Below are 20,108 nucleotides of genomic sequence, written 5' to 3' on the forward strand. Positions count from 1 at the left end.
CGGGGCTCTGGGGGCGGGGGCTCAGCGGGCGCTGCCGAGGTTCCGGTCGGCCGGGTCGCCGTCCAGCATGAGGGTGGTCTCCTCGATGCGCAGGAACCGGCCGTCGGGGGCGAACTCGCCGAAGAGGTAGACCTCCATGCGGACGGTGGAGCCGTCCTTCTTGGTGGCGCGGACGGTGTGGCGGTCGGCGTACAGGGTCCCGTCGGTCAGCTCCTCGTGCACCTCGACGCTGCCCTCGGCCACCACGGTGCGCAGGTGGGCGATGTGCTCCAGGAACCCGGCCCGGTCGGCCCAGGCGCCGTCCGTGCGCTGCCGGTAGCCGGGCGCGAAGTGCCGGTCGGCGACCTCGTGGAGGTCGGACTCCGGGGAGAAGAGCAGTTCGCCGAGAGCGGTGGCGATGTCGGTGCGGGCGGGGGCGTGGGTGCTGCTGCTCATGGTGTCTCCATGGTCGAAGAGTCCCTGCACGGAGTTGCGTGCGTGACGCACGCTTCAGGGAGGAGACTATCCCTATCGCGTGCGCTGCGCACGCTATTCTTCGGGATGTGGACAACGAAACGGGTCACGCGGTCGCCGACGCTCTGGGCGACCTGCTCAAACGCACCCTCAGAGCCGGGCTCTACCAGGCCCTGACCGAGAACCTCGGCGAAGCCGTCGACGAGGTCACCTACCCCGTCCTCAGCGGCCTCGCCAGAACCGGCCCGCGCAGCGCCGCCGACCTGGCCGTCGAAGTGGGCCTGGACCGCTCCGGCGTCAGCAGGCGCGCGTCCCGGCTGGAAAGCGGCGGACTGGTCCGTCGCGAACCGGACCCCGCCGACCGCAGGGCCGTCCTCCTGGCCCTCACCGAAGAGGGCGCGCGCACGGTGGAAACGATGCGGCAGCGCCTCGCCGACCGGATCGAGGCGTCGCTCAGCTCATGGCCGCAGGAGGAGGCGCGGTCGTTCGCCCGCCAACTGCGCAGGTTCGTCGACGAAGGCCCCTTCAGTGCTTAGGGCTTGGGACTTAGGGCCGAGGTGTGCCGAGTCGCACTAGTCGGTACTCGGCTCGGTGTTCGGCTCAGCATTCGACGAGCAGCTCCCGCAGGCCGCGGATCACGTAGCCGTCCCGCCATTGCGGCTCGCGCGTCAGGCGCAGGGGTGGGAAGGCCGGGTCGAGCAACGCCCCGAAGGAGGCGATGAGTTCCAGCCGGGCGAGTGGGGCGCCGAGGCAGTAGTGGATTCCCGCCCCGAGGCTCAGGTGCGGATTGTCCGTGCGCGAGAGGTCCAGTTCGTCGGGGCGCGTGAAGCGGGCCGGGTCGCGGTTGGCGGAGCCGAAGAGCAGCGCCACCTCGGCGCCGCGCGGGATGACGGTGTCCCCGACCCGGATGTCGTCGAGCACCCAGCGCTCGAACAGCTGGAGCGGGGTGTCGTACCGCATGAGTTCATCCACAGCTGTGGACAACTTTTCGGGATTGCCGGCGCGGAGCCGGTCGAGCGCCCCGGGATTGCGGAAAAGGGCCCACCAGCCGTTGGCGGTGGTGTTCACGGTGGCCTCGTGTCCCGCGTTGAGCAGCAGGACACAGGTGGAGATCATCTCCTGCTCGCTGAGCCGGCCGCCGCCCTCCTCGTCGTGCGCGGCGATCAGGGCGGAGATCAGGTCCGGACCCGGGGACGTGCGGCGCTGCGCGATCAGGTCGCGCAGGTACGCGCTGAACTCCAGGCTCGCGCGGACCGCCCGAGCGGCGCTCTCGGGCCCGGGCCGCAGCTCGTACATCCCGCAGATGTCCGCCGACCAGGGTCGCAGCGGCGCCCGGTCCTCCTGCGGGATGCCGAGCAGCTCGGCGATCACCGCCACCGGGAGCGGCTCGGCGACCGCGGTGAGCAGGTCCCCGCCGCCCGCCGCGACGAACCGGGCGGTCAGCTCGCGGGCGAGGCGCTGCACGGCGGGCACGAGCCGCTCCACGGTGCGCGGCGTGAACGCCTTCGCGACGAGGCGGCGTACCCGCGCGTGCGCGGGGTCCTCCAGGTCCAGCAGCCCGTTGCCGTTGAGGACGTGGAACGGCTCGTGCTCCGGCGGCGGCGCGGTGCGCCCGAACTCCTCGTGGGTGAAGCGGTGCAGGTACGTCCGCCCCAGCCGCCGGTCCCGCAGCAGCGCGTTCACGTCCGCGTAGTGCGGGATCAACCACTGCCCGGTGGCCTCGCACCACACCGCCCGCCCGCGCTCGCGCAATTCCCGGTAGGCCGGGTACGGATCGGCGACGAATGCGGCGTCCCACGGATCGAAGTCCATCCCCGTACCTTAGGCAGCGGCGCCTCCTATGCGGGCGAGACCAGGCGGGTCTCGTACGCGTAGACGGCGGCCTGGGTGCGGTCCCGCAGCCCCAACTTGACCAGGATCCGGCTGACATGGGTCTTGATCGTGGACTCCGCGACCACCAGGCGGTCGGCTATCTCCGCGTTGGACAGGCCCTGCGCGATCAGGATGAGCACCTCCGTCTCCCGCTCGGTCAGCTCCTCCACCGTCCCCGGCTCCGCCACCCGGGGCGTCTCCGCGAGCTTCGCGAACTCCACGATCAGCCGCTTGGTCACCGAGGGCGCCAGCAACGCCTCACCGGAGGCCACCACCCGCACGCCGTCGGCCAGTTGCCGTGCGGACGCGTCCTTGAGCAGGAACCCGGAGGCTCCGGCCCGCAGCGCCTGGTACACGTACTCGTCGAGATCGAAAGTGGTCAGCACCAGCACCTTCGCCGCCGCGTCCGCCGCGACGATCAGCCGCGTCGCCTCCAGGCCGTTCATCACCGGCATCCGGATGTCCATCAGCACCACGTCCGGCCGCAGCGCCGTCACCTGCTCCAGGGCCTCCCGGCCGTCGACGGCCTCCCCCACCACCTCGATGCCGGGCATCGCGTTGAGCAGGACGGAGAACCCCTCCCGGACCATCATCTGATCGTCCACGATCAGTACCCGGATCGTCATGCCGCGTCCTCGGAGGGCCGGGGGCGCACCGGTATGAACACGGCGACCTCATACCCGCCGTCCGGCGTCCGGCCGGCCGTCATCTCCCCCTCCAGCATGGCCACCCGCTCGCGCATCCCGGTGATGCCGTGCCCCGCGCCCGGCGAGGGCCGGACGTTCTCGGTCGACGCGCCATTGACGATCCGCACCCCCAGCCCGCCCAGGACGTACGACACCTCGACCCCGGCCGCCGCACCCGGCGCGTGCCGCAGGGTGTTGCTCAGGGCTTCCTGGACGATCCGGTACGCCGACAGCTCCACCCCCTGGGGCAGCTCGCGCACCGCGCCCGTCACCGTCTTCTCCACGGTCATCCCCGCCTCCCGCACATTGCTCAGCAGCCCGTCCAGCGAGGCGAGCGTCGGCTGGGGCGCGTCCGGTGCCTCGTAGTCCGAGGACCGCACCACGCCCAGCACCCGCCGCAGCTCGGTGAGCGCCGCCACCGCGTTCTCCCGGATGGTGACGAAGGCCGCCTCCAGCTCCGGCGGGGGGTTCTCCACCCGGTACGGCGCGGCCTCCGCCTGGATCGCCACCACCGACATGTGGTGCGCCACCACGTCGTGCAGCTCGCGGGCGATCGTCGTGCGCTCCTCCAGCAGGGTGCGCCGGTCCCGCTCCACGGCCGTCACCTCCTGCTGCGCCGAGACCTCCTGCTCGGCCGCCACCCGTATGTGGCGGACGCTGACCGCCAGCAGGATGAACGCCGAGAGGAAGACCATGGGCATCGTCCCGATCGAATGCCCCCGGCCCAGGAGCACGCTCAAGGCGACCCCGGCCCCCGTACTGACCACCCACATCCAGGCCGCCACCCGCGGGCCGGTCCGGATCGCCACGAGGGTGAGCACAGCCAGGTGCGCGAAGAAGGACCCGGGCGACCACGGCCAGAGCGACCCGCCCGTATTGAGCACGGCGAGCACCGCCATGACGGCCATCGAGGCCCAGAACGCCCCGAGCGGCCGCACCAGCGTCATCACCACCGGTACGGCGGTCAGCAGCCCGATCACCAGCGTCCGCAGCGGGGATTCGTAGCCGGTGCCGCGCCCCGCGTTGAGCAGGACGACGAAGGCGACCGCGGCCACCACCGCGTGGGGGGCGAAGGCGGCCTCCCGCCGGATCCGCTGGGGAAGCCGGCGTATCAGGGGGTTGTCCACGCGCAAGGGCATGAGCGGTCGGTAGGCGAGGGCATCGGTGAACAGGTCCCGGCGCAGGCTGTGCATGAAGCCCGACGCCAGCCGGATCTCAGGGGTCCGGGGGGCTGCCCCGGTGGTCGTCTCGGTCACCTACGAACCGTAGGCCGCCGAGCCCGTGGTCCGCGTCGCCGCTGATGGGGACTTATCAGCCTCCCTCTCAAGTACTACCCGGCGTAGTCAGTAGCCCGACGGGCGGACCAGACCCGTCTCGTACGCGAAGACGGCGGCCTGGGTCCGGTCCCGCAGGCCCAGCTTCACCAGGATCCGGCCGACATGCGTCTTCACGGTCTGCTCGGCCACGATCAGATGCGCCGCGATCTCCCCGTTGGACAGCCCCTGGGCGACCAAGGACAGGACCTCGGTCTCCCGCTCGGTCAGCTCCGCGATGCGCTCCTTCGAAGGCGCCCGTGGCGCCCCCAGCCGGGAGAACTCCGTGATCAGGCGCTTCGTGATGTTCGGCGAGAGCAGCGCCTCCCCGGCCGCGACCACCCGCACCGCCTCGGCGAGCTGGTCCGCCGAGGCGTCCTTGAGCATGAACCCGGAGGCTCCCGCCCGTAGCGCCTCGTACACGTACTCGTCCAGGTCGAAGGTGGTCAGCACCAGCACCTTCACGGTGGAGCCGGGCGCCGTGGTGAGAGCCTCCGTGGCCTCGATCCCGCCCATGCCCGGCATCCGGATGTCCATCAGGATGACGTCCGGCCCGATCACGGCGGCCTGGGCGATCGCGTCGGCCCCGTCGACGGCCTGGCCGACGACCTCGATGTCCGGCTGCGCGTTGAGCAGCACGGTGAAGCCCTGGCGGACCATCATCTGATCGTCGGCGATCATGACCCGGATCGGAGTGGTCACTGGTCTCTACTCTCCTTGGCGAGGGCGTCGGACGGCGGATCCAGCGGGAGCACCACGCTCACCTCGTACCCGCCGCCGGGCCGGGGTCCGGCGGCCAGCTCACCGCCCAGCATGCCCGCCCGCTCCCGCATGCCCAGCAGTCCGTGCCCCGCCCCCGGAGACGGCGCAGCCGGTGCGGTCGGTGCGGAGTTGGCGACGCACAGGTGCAGACTATGCGGCCCGTACGCCAGGCCGACCTCCACCCTGGAACCGGGCGCATGGCGCAGGCAGTTGCTCAGGGCCTCCTGCACCACGCGGTACGCGGTCAGTTCGAGCCCCGGGGACAGCGCCCGCCGCTCGCCCGCGATCTGCGTGGTGACCTCCATCCCGGCGGCCCGCACATTGGCGACGAGCGCGTCGAGTTCGGCCAGGGTCGGCTGCGGGTGGTGCGGATTGGCCGGATCGTCCGGATGCTCCGAGCGCAGCACGCCCAGGACCCGGCGCAGCTCGGTCAGCGCTTCCAGCGCATTGCCCCGGATCCCGGCCAGGTTCTCCTTGAGCTCGTCGGACGGATTCTCCGCGAGGTGCACGGCGACCTGTGCCTGGATGGAGATGACCGACATGTGGTGCGCGACGACGTCGTGCAGTTCGCGCGCGATCCGGCTGCGCTCCTCCAGCAGCGTGCGCTGGGCGCGCTCGGCCTCGGTCAGGGTCTCCTGCTCCACCAGCCGGCCGCGGGCCAGGCGCACGGCGCGCAGCGAGTACCCCAGCACCCCGGCGACCCCGAGGACGACCACCGCCTCGGTAAGGGTGGAGCGGCCGGGCGGCGGGCGGAAGCCCAGCTCGCCGACGAGGCTGAGGAGGAGGGTGGTGCCGACGACCCCCGCGGTCACGCGGGGCGGCACCCGGAGGGCGACCAGCAGCACCACCGGGGCGAAGGCGAACGCGCCCATCGGGATCCACGGCCAGGGCTGCCCCAGCATCACATGGGGGTGGATCACGACGGCGACGCTCACCGACGCGGCCAGTGCCAGCCACCAGCCCAGCATCGGCCAGCACATCGCCAGCACGATGGAGAGGCTGGTCAGCACGCCCAGCAGGACCGCCGACAGATGGTCCACCTCGTACTGCGCGCTGGCCTGGGTGCCTACCAGGAAGCCGAACAGGGCCGCCACACAGCCGGTCAGCAGATGCGGCAGCCGGGCCAGCCAGCGCGGCCGGGACAGCCTCGGCAGGGGGTCCCAGCGGGCGGTGAGCAGATCCTCCCGCAGGGCCCGCAGCATGCTGCGGGCCCTCGGAGGGCGGCTGCCCGCGGTCTTGATCGGCTCTTTCACGAGGCTCACCCTAGGCACGGGCGGCGGCCTTCACGGGAGGAGCCGCGGTGCCTGCGGTGCGCACGATGCGCGAGGTGCCGGCCGACCGCCGCTTGCGGCCGCCCTGCTCGAACGTGCGGAAGGCCGCCCAGCAGACCAGCAGCGCTGCCGAGAAGACCGGCAGCCACAGCAGCCGGGCACCCATCCACGCCAGGGAGTCCGGGACGGTGTGCAGACCGGGCAGGTCCACCCCGCCGAGCAGACCGAGCGCGGTGACGGACATCATCGCGCTCTGGTGCCACAGGAAGACCGTCATCGCGGACAGGTTGACCAGCGCCGCCCCCGCCCACGCCATCGGCCGGCGCATGACCCGCGCCAGCGGCCCCCGTACCAGCAGCGCCAGCGCGCACTGGGCCAGCCCGAAAGCGACCGCCGCCAGCGTCGGCGGATTCAGGTTGGAGACCGCGGCCCCCGGGACACCCACCATCGACGCCGGGTACCCGCACCCCAGGACCAGGGCGGCGGTGCCCACCGCCCCGCCCGCGAGCAGCAGGACGGCCGGGGTGCGCCGGGCGAAGGCGCCCCGTGCCCACGCGGCCCCCAGGGTGTAGGGCACAAGCCACCCGGCCACCACATTGGCCCAGCCGATCCAGGCGGGCCCGCCCAGGGCGAACCGCCACACGTCCACCACGGCGACGACGGCCAGCGGCCACAGCGGGCTCAACCGGGCCACCAGCGGAGTCAGCGCCGTCAGCCCCGCGAACACCAGCAGGAACCACATCGGGGACAGGACCAGCTTCACCAGCCCGCGCACCGTGCCGTACTCGACCCCGGAGGCCAGCAGCGCGCCCGCCGCGAGCGTCCACACCACGAGCACCGCCGCGACCGGCCGGAACAGCCGCCCCAGCCGCCGCCCGATCCACTGCCCGTACGAGACGCCGGCCGCCCGGGCCGACGCGTAGCCCAACGCCCCCACCCGACCGCCCACGAGGAAGAACACGGCCAGCGTCTGGAGCACCCACGACAGCGGCGCGAGCCAGGGCATGGACGCCAGCGGGCTGCTCGTGGCCGGCCCGCCCTCGGTGGTGTTCAGCGAGGTGACCAGCCAGTGCCCCAGCACCACCCCGAGGATCGCGAAGGCGCGCAGCGCGTCCACGGTCCGGTCCCGGTCGGCGGGTGTGGCGGCGTCGATGCGGCGGGCCAGAGCGGCCCAGCGGGCCCGGAGCTCATGCACGGGGGGCCTCCGTGGGGGCGCCGGTGCCCAGAACGATCCGGGCGAGGCTGTCGAGGGAGGTGGTCCCGGGCCGGAGGTAGTCGCTGTGCCCACCGGCCCCGGCGTCGAAGGCACGGGCACCGAACGCGGGATCCACCGGATCCGTACCGAAACCGAGCCCGGCGATGCGCAGGTGCGGCACCTGCGCGATCCAGTCGTCGCCGCCGCGCCCCGCCCACACCCGGGCCTCGGTGGGCAGCTGGGCGGCGGTGTCGGCGCCGGTGCCCGGGCTGCCGTACAGCGCCATGTCGGTGACGCGAGGGCCGGTCCCGGTCCGGGCGCAGACCACCGAGCCGTAGGAGTGGCAGAGCAGCGACAGTCGCGCGTCGCTCCCGCCCAGCCGCCGCAGCTGCTCCAGGAACGGGGCCAGCTTCCTCGCCCCGTCCTCGGCGCGGTCCGTGGTCAGGACGGTGGTGCTGACCGTGCCCGGGGTGTCGTACCCCAGCCAGGCGACCACCGCGGAGCGCGGATGCTCGGCCCGGAGGCGCTGCTGGAGCGCGAGGGCTCCGGCACGGAACCGCTGGTAGGTGTCGAGGGTGGTGTCGGACCCCGGGACCAGGACCGCGATGCGGTCCGCCGTATCCAGGTCGCCCAGCACCTCGACGGCCCGCCCCGTCCCCCTGCCGTCGAAGGACAGGAAGCGCGCCGCACCGCCCGCCGTCATGGCCCACAGCTTGGCGGCCCGCTCCGGGCGCCCCGCGCCCTCGGCCATGCGGGCCGCCTCGCGCAGGTTGGCGAGGCTGGCGGTGTACCGCTCGGAGGCACTGGCGTCCGCGGAGAACCGCACGGCCGCCGGAGCGGGGACCTGGGGCGGCGCGGCGGCGGACACGGGGAGGACGACCGACGCGGTGATGAGCCCGGCGAGCAGTGCACGGCGCAGTCGTACGGGGCGGCTGTGCGCGCTGAGCGGCATGTGGGTGGTCCTTCGGTCCAGAGGGGCGTTCTCTCCGGTACCGAAGCTATGAACCGAGATCCGTCGTCAGCGTCACGCCAGGGAGTGGGGTTTCCGCGTAGCTCTCAGGTATTACATGGGTGACACGGCACGCTCAGTCGGCGACTGGGTGACACGGCACGCTCAGTCCGCGACCAGGGGCTCCACGTACCCCGCGCGCCACCGCGGCGCGGGGTCCTGGCCGGGGCTGGTCCAGTACTCGCGCGCCTCGACGACCTCCCCGGCCCGTACCGTCCACAGCGACACCGCCCGGTACACGACGTGGTCCTGCGGGATCTCGACCTCGGTGACGACGAAGTCACCGTCGGCGAGGATCCGCAGCACCTCCACGGACCGCCCCGCCGCGTCCGCGTCGGCGTCCGCCGCGCCGTCACTGTTCACGGCGATGAAGTTGGCGCGCCCGACGATCCGCTCCCCGCTGACCGGCCATTCGATCACCGCGTCGTGCGCGATCAGCGCGCCGACCCCGTCCCAGTCCCGGGCCTCTATCCGCTCCCACAGTTCTGCAACTACGTTCAACGGCTCCATGAGCGGCAGTGTGCGACGCCTGTGACCTGCGCAACAAGCATTGCGTACAGGCTTATTGAGGTCGACACAATCATGGGCTCACCCTGCGTTCCCCTAGGACGAAACAGTAGGAATCGCGCCCCGCCCCCGACCCGTCGTCCGGCCCGCCACCCGGACAGGTTGCCGAGGTCCGCGCCCCAGCCGCATACAGACCGCCGATATCCCCTCCCACCTGCGCACTTCTAGCCTGCTCGCATGACCCCTCATGTCCCGCACGCCGCTCCCCACGCCGTGTCCGCCGACCCGGGCGCCGGTGCGGCCGTCAAGGCCGCCGACCGCGCTCACGTCTTCCACTCCTGGTCCGCCCAGGCCCTGATCGACCCGCTCGCCGTCGCCGGGGCCGAGGGGTCGTACTTCTGGGACTACGAGGGCGGGCGCTACCTCGACTTCGCCTCCCAGCTGGTGAACACCAACATCGGCCACCAGCACCCGAAGGTGGTCGCCGCGATCCAGGAGCAGGCCGCCCGGCTGTGCACCCTGGCACCCGGCTTCGCGGTCGACGTCCGCTCCGAGGCCGCCCGCCTGATCGCCGAGCGCACCCCCGGCGACCTGGACAAGATCTTCTTCACCAACGGCGGCGCCGAAGCCGTCGAGAACGCCGTCCGGATGGCCCGGCTGCACACCGGCCGCCAGAAGGTCATGTCGGCGTACCGCTCCTACCACGGCGCGACCGCCGCGGCGATCAACCTGACCGGCGACCCGCGCCGCTGGCCCTCCGACACCGCCTCGGCCGGGGTCGTGCACTTCTGGGGCCCCTACCTCTACCGCTCGGCCTTCCACGCCGAGACCGAGGAGCAGGAGTGCGAGCGCGCCCTGCGCCACCTCGCCGACACCATCGCCTTCGAGGGACCGCAGTCCATCGCCGCGATCATCCTGGAGTCGGTACCGGGCACGGCCGGGATCATGACCCCGCCGCCCGGCTACCTCGCCGGGGTCCGCGCCCTGTGCGACCGCTACGGCATCGTCTTCATCCTGGACGAGGTCATGTCCGGCTTCGGCCGCACCGGCAGGTGGTTCGCCGCCGAGCACTGGGACGTCACGCCCGACCTGCTGTGCTTCGCCAAGGGCGTCAACAGCGGCTACGTACCGCTCGGCGGCGTCGCGATCTCCGGCGCCATCGCCGACACCTTCGCCACGCGCCCCTACCCGGGCGGACTGACCTACTCCGGGCACCCGCTCGCCTGCGCAGCCGCCGTCGCCACGATGAACGCGATGACGCAGGAGGGCGTCGTCGAGCACGCCGCCCACCTCGGCGCGAACGTGATCGGCCCGGCGCTCGCCGAGATCGCCGAGCGCCACCCCTCGGTCGGCGAGGTGCGCGGCCTGGGCGCCTTCTGGGCGGTGGAGCTCGTACGGGACAAGGAGACGCGCGAACCGCTCGTCCCCTACAACGCGGCGGGCGCCGACAACGTGCCCATGGCCGAGTTCGCGGCGGCCTGCAAGGCGTCCGGTCTGTGGCCCTTCGTGAACATGAACCGCACCCACGTCGTGCCGCCCTGCACCATCTCGGAGGCGGAGGCGAAGGAGGGCCTGGCCCTGCTCGACGAGGCCCTCACGGTCGCGGACCGGCACACGGCCTCCGCGTAGCCCTCCGCGCCGCCGCCCCGGCCGCTGCCGCGCGCCGCCCGCCGAGGGGCCGCACCCCCCGGCGGGCACCGCGTCTCCGCGGGGCGCTCACGAGGCGTCCGCGCAACGACCACGCAGTGATCACACAGCGTCCCGGTCGCGGCGCCGCCGCCTGGCCTAAGGTGTCCGGAGTTCTACGAAGGAGACGGACCCTTATGCCAGGCAGCGGCGCTGTCACCCGCAACACACTTCGCCAGCAGATCGCGGACGCGCTGCGTGACGAGGTGCTCGCGGGACGCCTGCCGCCGGGCACCGAGTTCACGGTGAAGCAGATAGCCGAGCAGTACGGGGTGTCCGCCACGCCCGTGCGCGAAGCGCTGGTCGACCTCGCCGCCCAAGGCCTGCTGGACTCCGTGCAGCACCGCGGTTTCCGCGTGCGGATCTTCTCCGTGGACGACTTCCGGGGCCTGGTCGAGGCCCGCACGCTGATCGTCGACGGGATCTTCCGCCGGCTCGTCGAGCGCGGCACGGCGCCCGGCTCGGGCGAGATGCTGGTGTCGGTGCGCCGCCGGGCCGAGGAGGCCCGGCGGGCCGCGCTGAGCGGCTCCCTGGAGGTGCTCATCGGCTACGACCTGCGCTTCTGGAGGGAGCTGAGCGCTCTGGTGGGCAACGTCTACATCTCCGAGTTCCTGCACCGCATCCGCGTGCAGTGCTGGGTCTTCGCCGTGCCCTACCTGCAACGGGAACCGAAGCTGCACGCGGCGCTGTGGAGCGGGCACAACGAACTCGTCGAAGCGGTGACCCTCGCGGACGCGCACGAGGTGCGCCGCCTGGTGCACGCCTACAACCAGCACAACCTGGACTGGGCCGCCGCGCTGACGGCGGCGGGCGCGTGAGCGCGCCGAGCGGGCGCATCGACGCGCGTACGGGCGCCACCTGGCCGCAGCCGGTCCGGCTGAGCGTGGTGCTGCGGACGCACGGCGCCCCCGCCGGCCGGACCGCCCCGCTCCTGGCCCGGCTGCGCGCGGACCTCGACGCGCATGCCGCGTCCTGGTCCGGAGGTGGCGCCTGGGAGCTGGTGGTGGTGGAGCCGGACACCCCCGACGCCGCGCCGACGGCAGCCCCCGCGCCCGCCACCGATCCCGCGCCGGCCACCGACCCCGCCGAAGCCCACGCCCCCGACCCCGCCCCCGACCCCGCGTCCGACCACCGCATCCGGACCGCCCCCACCCTGCGCGCGGCCGTCCGCGCCACCACCGGCCGCCGCGTGCTGCTCACCGACACCGCCCACGCCGCCGGCCACCTGCACGGCCTCGACGCGCTCCAGCGCGACCTCGACCGCGCCCCCGCCGCGACCGCCGTGGTCTGCGGCCGCCACCGCGGCCGCCTGGCCCGCACCCTCGGCATCCCGGGCGTGCCGGGCTTCCGCCCCGACACCCTCGCCTTCGCCCTCTTCGACGGCGGCCGGGCCCGCGCCGCCTTCACCGCCTCGACCCTGCACGGGCCGGCCGTCGACGCCGAGGTGCTGCGCTGGTGCCGCGCGCAGGGCTGGGCGACCGCGGAACGCCCGGCCGGCCGGCCCCCGGGGGAGCGGCGGCCGCTCCGCGCACCCCGCGGGGGCGACCGGGCGCTCGCCCCGCGCGTCCGCGAGCTCCTGCGGCTGAACGCGGGCGGCCTGGCCGTCGCCGCCTTCTTCGTCGCCCTGGCCTTCCTGCTCTTCCACCGCCTCTGGTTCGACCTCGACGGCGCCTACCTGCGGGACGCCCTCCAGGACCAGAACCAGTGGGAATGGTTCGTCGGCGTCACCACCGACAACATCACGCACCTGCGCAACCCGCTCTTCACCACCGCCCAGGGCATGCCCGACGGCGTGAACCTGATGGCCAACGCGACCATGCTCGGCCTCACCGTCCCGCTGATCCCGGTCACCCTCGCCTTCGGCGAGACCGTCACCTTCGTGCTGGTCCTCACCCTCGGCATGGCCGCGTCCGGCTGGACCTGGTACTGGCTGATCCGGCGCCGTCTGGTGCGCTCCCGGTGGGCGGCCGCCGCGGGCGGCGCGCTCGCCGCGTTCGCGCCGCCGATGGTCTCCCACGCCAACGGCCACCCGAACTTCGTCGTCCTGTTCATGATCCCGCTGATCATCGACCGGGCGCTGCGGCTGTGCGACGGCTCCGACGGGGGCCGGGCGCGGGTGCGCGACGGGGTGCTGCTCGGCCTGTTCTCCGCGTACCAGATCTTCATCGGCGAGGAGCCGCTGCTCATCACCGCGCTGGGCCTGGTCGTCTTCGGCCTCGCCTACGCCGTGGTCGACCGCGAGCGGGTCCGGGCGGCCTGGCGCCCGCTGGGCCTCGGCGTGCTCGTCGCCCTGGCGGTCTGCCTGCCGCTGGTGGCCTACCCGCTGTACTGGCAGTTCTCCGGCCCGCAGAGCTACCACTCGGTGCTGCACGGGGACAACGCGGGGAACAGCCCGCGCGCCCTCGTCGAGTTCGCGGGCCGCTCGCTCTTCGGCGATCCGGAGACCGCGGGCAGGCTGTCCATGAACACCACCGAGCAGAACGCCTTCTACGGCTGGCCCCTGCTCGCCTTCGGCGCCGTCGCCTGCGTCGGGCTGTGGCGGCGGCGGCTCGTCCGCGCGCTCGCGCTCACCGGTCTCGTGGCGGCCGTGCTGTCCCTCGGCCCGGTCGTCCCGGTCCCGCACACGGACCTCACCCTGCCCGGCCCGTGGCGCTGGATCATCGAGCTGCCGCTCTTCGAGTCGGTCATCGAGGGGCGCGTGGCGATGGTCTGCGCGCCGGTCCTCGGCATCCTGCTCGCCCTCGCGCTGGACCGGATCCTGGCCGCTCCCGCGCGCGAGCACCGCACCCTCGGCCTGCTCGCGGTGGCCGCCGTCCTGATCCCGGTGCTGCCGCTGCCGCTGGCGGTGCGGGAGCGGGACCCGGTGCCGGCCTTCGTCACCTCCGGCGCCTGGAAGCAGTACGTCAGGGACGGCGAGTCGCTGGTCGCCGTGCCCCTGCCCGACCCGGGCTCGGCCGACGCGCTGCGCTGGCAGGTCGAGGCGGACTTCGGCTTCCGGCTGGCCGGGGGCTACTACAACGGGCCCTGGGGCCCCGACCGGATCGGGATCTACGGGGCGCCCCCGCGGCACCTGTCGAACCTGCTGCGGGACGTCCGCTACGGGGCCGAGCCGCCCGTGGTCGGCCCGGAGTGGCGCGCCCAGGCCCGCCGCGACCTGGCGCACTGGAAGGCGGGCGCGGTGGTCGTACCGGAGGCGGACCGCTCGGCGGAGCTGGTGCGCACGCTGACGGATCTGCTGGGGGAGCCCCCGGTGAAGGTGCGCGACGCGTGGGTCTGGCGGGTGGGTCCGCGGTAGGTCCGCGCGCCGGATCGGCGAGCGGACCTTTGCCGACCCCTTCGCGGAGGGTGTCCGGCGCACTACGCTGGGCCGATCGGCGGACAACGACCGGACGGAGCCCGCGTGGCCTGTGACCTGTGGCTGGTCCCCCTTGTCGACGTGCTGTGCCACAGCCCCGACAATCCCTTCGCGGAGGAGATCGCCTCGTACGACAAGGCGCTGGGCGAGGCCGGACTGCCGTCCGTGCCCGTCTTCGCGTACATGCCCGGACTGTCGGGGGACGTCGCCCCGGTGGCCGGGTTCGACTACGACGCCCTGCACTTCCTGCGGCGCGCCTACCTGCTCCAGCTCTGCGGGCTGCCGGTGACGCCGGTGGACGAGCTGGGCGGGGACTACGAGCAGCTGCTGGAGATGTTCGAGCCCACGGCCCAGCAGTCGCACCTGGTGTGGCACTACGACCACGCCGGGGCGTACGTGCCGGTGGACTTCGCGGTTCCGCTGGCCAACGAGGAGCTGCTGGCCGGGGGCGGCCCGCTGGGCTCCGCCCAGGGCCTGCTGCGGGAGCTGGCCTTCGTGGCGCCCTCGATCGGGATCGACCCGGGCAATCCCCCCGCGCCGCCCGCGCCGCCGGGGCGGCCGACCTCGCTGGAGGAGCCGGCGGGGCCGATCCCGTACGACGACAGTCCGTTCGCCCGCGAGCGGCACGTCTGGCTGGGGCTGCACGCGGCGGCGACGCGGAGCCTGGGCCAGGGCTCGATGATCATTTTCAGCTGACCCTGCGTCCGGAGCGCTCCGGGACCTCCCGGGTGGTTCCGGGCGTTCCCGGGCGTTGCGTGCCGGGGTCCGGATCCCTCCGCGGGCGATCCGGCCTCCGGCCCGGGGCCGTGGCCCGGGGTCTCAGCGGGGCTGCTCCGGGGGCCGCTGGCGCGGCATGTTCGGGCGGGTCCCCGGCGGTAGCGGGAAGCGGACCGGCGGGAGGCCCGCTTCGGTCCGCGTTCCGGCGGCGCCCAGGGACTGCATCACCAGCGGCGCCGGGCCCGAGCGGAACTCCACCATCCAGTCCGCCGTCTCGGAGCGGACGAGTTCCGTCACGTCCTCCTGGAAGCGCCGCAGCACGCTCAGGCAGCGGTCCGCGGCCTCACTGGCGGTGCCCTCGGTGGGGCCGAGCACCTCGCGCACGTTCTCCGACGCCCAGTCGAACTGGAGCGTCTGGAGTCTTCGCTGCACCGCCTGGGCCGTCGCCACGTCCCGCATCCACCCGGACGTCAGGCCGAAGAAGCGGTCGCAGGCCAGGCAGGCCGTGGCGAGCAGCAGCGCGAGGTAGCCGTACGCCGCCAGCCCGGGCGCGGCCCCCGTCAGCTCCAGCAGCGGCAGCGCGGCGCCGGCGAGCGCGCCCAGGGCCGCCCCGGCGCGCAGGATCCGGGCCCCGCGCCGCTTGCGGGCGCGGTCGCCGAGGTACCACCCGGCGGTCCGCAGCGCATCGGCCTCGACCCGCCGGTACAGCTCGTCGAGCCGCTCGGCGGGCTCACCCCAGTCCCCGAGCGGGAAGGGCCGGCCGGTCAGATCGCCCGCGGCGGCCATCGCTGCGCCGCCCTCCTCCCGGGGATCCCGGGGTGGCCCCTCGGGCTGCATCTCCGGCTGGCTCACCCGGCACTCCCTCTGCCTGCGCTGACGTGTGGTGGTGCGCGTGTGCGCAATGGTGCGCATGCCCTTCCTACCGCCGAACGGCGGGCGGTGGGCGACGAATCCCGGGATCTCCGCTCGCAAGGGGCCCTTGATCAGGTGCGTGCACGCCTCACGCTCACTCGAAAGAGTTGGTCTGGACGGCGTGGGGCGCGGCGCCCGGGGAGCACGTAGGCTCGGTTTCACCCGTAGCAGTCCGACGTATGGAGTGAGTGACAGTGATCCCCGGCGGTGGCCAGCCCAACATGCAGCAGCTGCTCCAGCAGGCCCAGAAGATGCAGCAGGACCTCGCCGCGGCCCAGGAGGAACTGGCCCGCACCGAGGTCGACGGCCAGGCGGGCGGGGGCCTGGTCAAGGCCACCGTCACCGGCTCCGGCGAGCTGCGCGCACTGGTGATCGACCCGAAGGCCGTGGACCCCGAGGACACCGAGACGCTCGCCGACCTGGTGGTCGCGGCCGTCCAGGCGGCCAACGAGAACGCGCAGGCGCTCCAGGCCGAGAAGCTGGGCCCGCTGGCACAGGGCCTGGGCGGCGGCAGCGGCATTCCCGGCCTCCCGTTCTAAGCTCCCCCTCCCGGACCGTCGTGGTCCGGGGCGACGACGAAAGAAGGCAGTCCGTTGTACGAAGGCGTGGTCCAGGACCTGATCGACGAACTGGGCAGGCTGCCCGGCGTCGGGCCCAAGAGCGCGCAGCGGATCGCCTTCCACATCCTGCAGGCCGAGCCGGCCGACGTCCGCCGCCTCGCGCACACGCTGCTGGAGGTCAAGGACAAGGTCCGGTTCTGCGCGGTGTGCGGGAACGTGGCGCAGGAGGAGCGGTGCAACATCTGCCGCGACCCGCGCCGGGACCTCACCGTGATCTGCGTGGTCGAGGAGTCGAAGGACGTCGTCGCGATCGAGCGGACGCGTGAGTTCCGGGGCCGGTACCACGTCCTGGGCGGCGCGATCAGCCCGATCGAGGGCGTCGGCCCCGAGGACCTGAGCATCCGCGAGCTGCTGGCGCGCCTCGCGGACGGGACGGTGACCGAGCTGATCCTCGCCACCGACCCGAACCTGGAGGGCGAGGCGACGGCGACGTACCTCGCCCGCATGATCAAGCCCATGGGCCTGAAGGTGACCCGCCTGGCCAGCGGGCTCCCCGTGGGGGGAGACTTGGAGTACGCGGACGAGGTCACGCTCGGGCGGGCCTTTGAAGGAAGGCGACTTCTCGATGTCTGACGCAACGCTGCACGCCGTGGGCCAGGATCCGGACGACTTCGCCGTCCAGATCTCCGACCAGATCGAGTCCTTCATCGTCGCGGTCACCGAGGTGGCCAAGGGCGAGGACCCGGACAGCGCGGTGCCGTTCCTGCTGCTGGAGGTCTCCCAGCTGCTGCTGGCGGGAGGCCGGCTGGGGGCGTACCAGGACGTCGTGCCCGACGAGCGCTACGAGCCGGACATCGGGCCGGAGCCGGGCGTGGACGAGCTGCGCGAGCGGTTCGCCCTGATGCTGGACCCGGTCGACGTGTACTCGGAGGTCTTCGACCCGTACGAGCCGCGCAAGGCGCCGGTCGCGCACCGGATCTCGGACGACCTCGCCGACGTGGTCGCGGACCTGCGGCACGGCCTGGTGCACTACCGGGCGGGGCGCACCGCCGAGGCCCTGTGGTGGTGGCAGTTCTCGTACTTCTCCAACTGGGGATCGACCGCCTCGGCCACGCTGCGGGCCCTGCAGTCGCTCGTCGCGCACGTCCGCCTCGACCAGCCGCTCCAGGAGCTGGACGGCCTGGACACGGACGAGGACCTGACGGACGAGGACCTCGCGGAGCAGGCCGGACTGGTGATGGCGCAGGAGCTCGCGGGCCCGCTCGGCCTGCGCGACAAGTAGCGCGGACCGGGAACTTATTTTTTGATCTCTTCGTCTCATGATGTGGTACGGGGCGGTCGGATCGCGGCCGCTCGTTAGACTGCACCCGCAAACAGACGGACTTGATCGAGGAGCGCACGTGGGCCTAGTCGTGCAGAAGTACGGAGGCTCCTCCGTAGCGGATGCCGAGGGCATCAAGCGGGTCGCCAAGAGGATCGTCGACGCCAAGAAGGACGGCCACCAGGTCGTCGTCGTGGTGTCCGCGATGGGCGACACGACGGACGAGCTGATCGATCTCGCCGAGCAGGTGTCCCCGATGCCTGCCGGGCGTGAATTCGACATGCTGCTCACCGCCGGGGAGCGGATCTCCATGGCCCTGCTGGCCATGGCGATCAAAAACCTGGGCCACGAGGCCCAGTCGTTCACCGGCAGCCAGGCGGGCGTGATCACCGACTCGGTCCACAACAAAGCGCGCATCATCGATGTCACGCCGGGCCGGATCCGCACCGCGCTGGACGAGGGCAACATCGCCATCGTCGCCGGTTTCCAGGGCGTCTCGGCGGACAGCAAGGACATCACCACCCTCGGCCGCGGCGGGTCGGACACGACCGCCGTCGCCCTGGCCGCGGCGCTCGACGCCGAGGTCTGCGAGATCTACACCGACGTCGACGGCGTCTTCACCGCGGACCCCCGCGTCGTGAAGAAGGCCCGGAAGATCGACTGGATCTCCTCCGAGGACATGCTGGAACTGGCCGCCTCCGGTTCCAAGGTGCTGCTGCACCGCTGCGTGGAGTACGCGCGCCGATACAACATCCCGATCCACGTCCGCTCGTCCTTCTCCGGACTGCGCGGGACCTGGGTCAGCAACGAGAATCCGCAAGGGGACGAGCCGGTGGAGCACGCCATCATCTCCGGAGTCGCTCACGACGTCTCCGAAGCCAAGATCACGGTCGTCGGGGTGCCGGACAAGCCGGGCGAGGCCGCGGCCATCTTCCGCGCCATCGCGGACGCCGAGATCAACATCGACATGATCGTGCAGAACGTGTCCGCCGCCTCCACCGGCCTGACGGACATCTCCTTCACCCTCCCCAAGTCCGAGGGCCACAAGGCCATCGACGCCCTGGAGAAGGCGAAGGGCGCGATCGGCTTCGACTCCCTGCGCTACGACGACCAGATCGGCAAGATCTCCCTGGTCGGCGCGGGCATGAAGACGAACCCCGGCGTCACCGCCTCGTTCTTCCAGGCCCTGTCCGACGCGGGCGTCAACATCGAGCTGATCTCGACCTCCGAGATCCGCATCTCGGTGGTCACCCGCCAGGACGACGTCAACGAAGCCGTCCGCGCCGTGCACTCGGCCTTCGGCCTCGACTCCGACAGCGACGAGGCCGTCGTCTACGGAGGCACCGGACGATGACCGCCGACCGGTCGTCCGCCCCGGCGCTGGCCGTGGTCGGGGCGACCGGAGCGGTCGGCTCCGTCCTGCTCCGGATGCTGTCCCAGCGGGCGGACGTCTGGGGCCGGATCAGCTTGATCGCCTCCTCGCGCTCGGCCGGCCGGCGGCTGACCGTGCGCGGGGAGGAGAGCGAGGTGCTCGCCCTCACCGAGGACGCCTTCGAGGGCCTCGGCCCGGGCGACGTCGCGCTCTTCCTCACCCCGGCCGAGGTGTCGGCCCGCTGGGCGCCCGTGGTGACCGCCCGCGGCGCCGCCGTCGTCGACCACTCCGCGGCCTTCCGCGACGATCCCGACGTGCCGCTGGTGGTGCCCGAGATCAACGCGCACGCGCTGCGCAAGCGCCCCCGCGGGATCGTCGCCGGGCCGGACTCCGTCACGGCCGCGATGATCGCGGCCGTGGGCGCGCTGCACGCCGAGTACCGGCTGACCGGGCTGGTCGTCTCCTCGTACCAGGCCGCGAGCGCCGAGGGCCGGGCCGGAGCCGAGACCCTGCGCCGCCAGCTGGCCCTGGTCGCCGGGACCGCGCTGGGCGAGCACACCGGGGACGTGCGCCGGGCCGTGGGCGAGGACACCGGGCCCTTCGAGGGCCCGCTCGCCCTGAACGTCGTGCCCTGGTCCGGTGAACTGCGCGCGGACGGCTGGTCCTCGCACGAGCTGGCGGTCCGGGCGGAGGTCCGCCGGATCCTGGAACTCGACGCCCTCGCGGTGGCCGTGACCTGCGTCCAGGTACCGGTGATGACCGGGCACTCGCTGACGGTGCGGGCCGCCTTTGGGGAACCGGTCGAGCCGGTGCGGGCCCGCGAGGTCCTGGAGGCGGCCCCCGGCGTGGTCCTCGTGGACGACCCGGCCGCGGGGGAGTTCCCCACGCCCGTGGACGCCGCGGGCACCGATCCGGCCTGGGTGGGACGGGTGCGGGTGTCCCTGGACGACCCCCGTGCGCTGGAGTTCTTCGTGTGCGCCGACAATCTCCGTAAGGGCGTGGCACTGAACGCCATCCAGATCGCGGAACTGATCGCTGGTGAATTCGCGTAATTCGCTTTGTAGGATCGGTGTGATCCCCTGATCGACGGGTGCGATCCCCTGATCAAGGCGAAGAG

The 20,108-nt window shown here is 72.9% G+C and carries 20 protein-coding genes; 10 read left to right on the top strand and 10 right to left on the bottom strand.

Annotation, left to right across the window (positions count from 1 at the left end; all coding sequences use genetic code 11):
• Positions 1 to 21: 21 nt before the first annotated feature.
• A complete protein-coding gene (locus tag ABZY31_RS08990; RefSeq protein WP_356406419.1) occupies positions 22 to 435 on the bottom strand; it encodes a nuclear transport factor 2 family protein in 414 nt (137 codons plus the stop codon).
• A 107-nt stretch (positions 436 to 542) separates the two neighbouring features.
• Here ABZY31_RS08990 and ABZY31_RS08995 point away from each other — a divergent pair, with 107 nt between their 5' ends.
• Complete coding sequence (locus ABZY31_RS08995) at positions 543 to 989, top strand: MarR family transcriptional regulator (protein WP_356406422.1); 447 nt, start codon at positions 543 to 545, stop codon at positions 987 to 989.
• A gap of 64 nt (positions 990 to 1,053) precedes the next feature.
• On the opposite strand, the gene ABZY31_RS09000 is transcribed toward ABZY31_RS08995, so the two are convergent.
• From ABZY31_RS09000 to ABZY31_RS09035, 8 genes are all read right to left on the bottom strand, one after another.
• Complete coding sequence (locus ABZY31_RS09000) at positions 1,054 to 2,265, bottom strand: cytochrome P450 (RefSeq protein WP_356406425.1); 1,212 nt, start codon at positions 2,263 to 2,265, stop codon at positions 1,054 to 1,056.
• A gap of 26 nt (positions 2,266 to 2,291) precedes the next feature.
• Positions 2,292 to 2,951, bottom strand: coding sequence for a response regulator transcription factor (locus ABZY31_RS09005; RefSeq protein WP_356406428.1), 660 nt, complete (start codon positions 2,949 to 2,951; stop codon positions 2,292 to 2,294).
• Positions 2,948 to 4,267 (bottom strand): histidine kinase, encoded by a 1,320-nt coding sequence (locus tag ABZY31_RS09010; RefSeq protein ID WP_356406431.1) that lies wholly within the window; start codon positions 4,265 to 4,267, stop codon positions 2,948 to 2,950. Before ABZY31_RS09010 ends, ABZY31_RS09005 begins: the two co-directional genes overlap by 4 nt.
• Before the next feature lie 87 nt (positions 4,268 to 4,354).
• On the bottom strand, positions 4,355 to 5,005 hold the full coding sequence (locus ABZY31_RS09015; RefSeq protein WP_356406815.1) for a response regulator transcription factor: 651 nt from the start codon (positions 5,003 to 5,005) through the stop codon (positions 4,355 to 4,357).
• Positions 5,006 to 5,022: 17 nt separating this feature from the next.
• On the bottom strand, positions 5,023 to 6,339 hold the full coding sequence (locus ABZY31_RS09020; RefSeq protein ID WP_356406434.1) for a histidine kinase: 1,317 nt from the start codon (positions 6,337 to 6,339) through the stop codon (positions 5,023 to 5,025).
• Between the two features lie 10 nt (positions 6,340 to 6,349).
• Complete coding sequence (locus ABZY31_RS09025; protein WP_356406436.1) at positions 6,350 to 7,552, bottom strand: acyltransferase; 1,203 nt, start codon at positions 7,550 to 7,552, stop codon at positions 6,350 to 6,352.
• A complete protein-coding gene (locus ABZY31_RS09030) occupies positions 7,545 to 8,504 on the bottom strand; it encodes an alpha/beta hydrolase (RefSeq protein WP_356406439.1) in 960 nt (319 codons plus the stop codon). The genes ABZY31_RS09025 and ABZY31_RS09030 overlap by 8 nt, the downstream gene beginning before the upstream one ends.
• A gap of 162 nt (positions 8,505 to 8,666) precedes the next feature.
• Positions 8,667 to 9,071, bottom strand: a complete 405-nt coding sequence (locus ABZY31_RS09035; RefSeq protein ID WP_356406442.1) for a nuclear transport factor 2 family protein — start codon at positions 9,069 to 9,071, stop codon at positions 8,667 to 8,669.
• Between the two features lie 234 nt (positions 9,072 to 9,305).
• Between ABZY31_RS09035 and ABZY31_RS09040 the strand changes: the two genes are divergently transcribed.
• The 4 genes from ABZY31_RS09040 to ABZY31_RS09055 all read left to right on the top strand — a co-directional run bounded on the left by ABZY31_RS09040 (position 9,306) and on the right by ABZY31_RS09055 (position 14,805).
• On the top strand, positions 9,306 to 10,697 hold the full coding sequence (locus ABZY31_RS09040; protein ID WP_356406445.1) for an aspartate aminotransferase family protein: 1,392 nt from the start codon (positions 9,306 to 9,308) through the stop codon (positions 10,695 to 10,697).
• Positions 10,698 to 10,891: 194 nt separating this feature from the next.
• The gene (locus ABZY31_RS09045; RefSeq protein WP_356406448.1) at positions 10,892 to 11,572 is read left to right on the top strand and encodes a GntR family transcriptional regulator; all 681 of its coding nucleotides are present in this window, start codon (positions 10,892 to 10,894) and stop codon (positions 11,570 to 11,572) included.
• Positions 11,569 to 14,049 carry a glycosyltransferase family 2 protein gene (locus tag ABZY31_RS09050; RefSeq protein WP_356406451.1) on the top strand — a complete coding sequence of 827 codons (2,481 nt, stop codon included), beginning with the start codon at positions 11,569 to 11,571 and terminating at the stop codon, positions 14,047 to 14,049. Before ABZY31_RS09045 ends, ABZY31_RS09050 begins: the two co-directional genes overlap by 4 nt.
• Before the next feature lie 105 nt (positions 14,050 to 14,154).
• Positions 14,155 to 14,805, top strand: a complete 651-nt coding sequence (locus ABZY31_RS09055; RefSeq protein ID WP_356406454.1) for a hypothetical protein — start codon at positions 14,155 to 14,157, stop codon at positions 14,803 to 14,805.
• Between the two features lie 123 nt (positions 14,806 to 14,928).
• Here ABZY31_RS09055 and ABZY31_RS09060 read toward each other — a convergent pair whose 3' ends face one another.
• Positions 14,929 to 15,678 (bottom strand): SLATT domain-containing protein, encoded by a 750-nt coding sequence (locus tag ABZY31_RS09060; protein WP_356406457.1) that lies wholly within the window; start codon positions 15,676 to 15,678, stop codon positions 14,929 to 14,931.
• A 254-nt stretch (positions 15,679 to 15,932) separates the two neighbouring features.
• On the opposite strand from ABZY31_RS09060, the gene ABZY31_RS09065 reads away from it, so the two are divergent.
• The 5 genes from ABZY31_RS09065 to ABZY31_RS09085 all read left to right on the top strand — a co-directional run bounded on the left by ABZY31_RS09065 (position 15,933) and on the right by ABZY31_RS09085 (position 20,043).
• Complete coding sequence (locus ABZY31_RS09065; RefSeq protein WP_356406817.1) at positions 15,933 to 16,277, top strand: YbaB/EbfC family nucleoid-associated protein; 345 nt, start codon at positions 15,933 to 15,935, stop codon at positions 16,275 to 16,277.
• A 54-nt stretch (positions 16,278 to 16,331) separates the two neighbouring features.
• Positions 16,332 to 16,931 carry a recombination mediator RecR gene (recR, locus tag ABZY31_RS09070; protein WP_356406460.1) on the top strand — a complete coding sequence of 200 codons (600 nt, stop codon included), beginning with the start codon at positions 16,332 to 16,334 and terminating at the stop codon, positions 16,929 to 16,931.
• Positions 16,924 to 17,580, top strand: coding sequence for a DUF5063 domain-containing protein (locus tag ABZY31_RS09075; RefSeq protein ID WP_356406462.1), 657 nt, complete (start codon positions 16,924 to 16,926; stop codon positions 17,578 to 17,580). The genes recR and ABZY31_RS09075 overlap by 8 nt, the downstream gene beginning before the upstream one ends.
• Before the next feature lie 118 nt (positions 17,581 to 17,698).
• The gene (locus tag ABZY31_RS09080) at positions 17,699 to 18,973 is read left to right on the top strand and encodes an aspartate kinase (RefSeq protein ID WP_351038010.1); all 1,275 of its coding nucleotides are present in this window, start codon (positions 17,699 to 17,701) and stop codon (positions 18,971 to 18,973) included.
• Positions 18,970 to 20,043 carry an aspartate-semialdehyde dehydrogenase gene (locus tag ABZY31_RS09085; protein WP_356406465.1) on the top strand — a complete coding sequence of 358 codons (1,074 nt, stop codon included), beginning with the start codon at positions 18,970 to 18,972 and terminating at the stop codon, positions 20,041 to 20,043. The genes ABZY31_RS09080 and ABZY31_RS09085 overlap by 4 nt, the downstream gene beginning before the upstream one ends.
• Positions 20,044 to 20,108: the final 65 nt, after the last annotated feature.

Source organism: Streptomyces sp. NPDC006529 (assembly GCF_040611795.1).
Classification (GTDB): Bacteria; Actinomycetota; Actinomycetes; order Streptomycetales; family Streptomycetaceae; genus Streptomyces.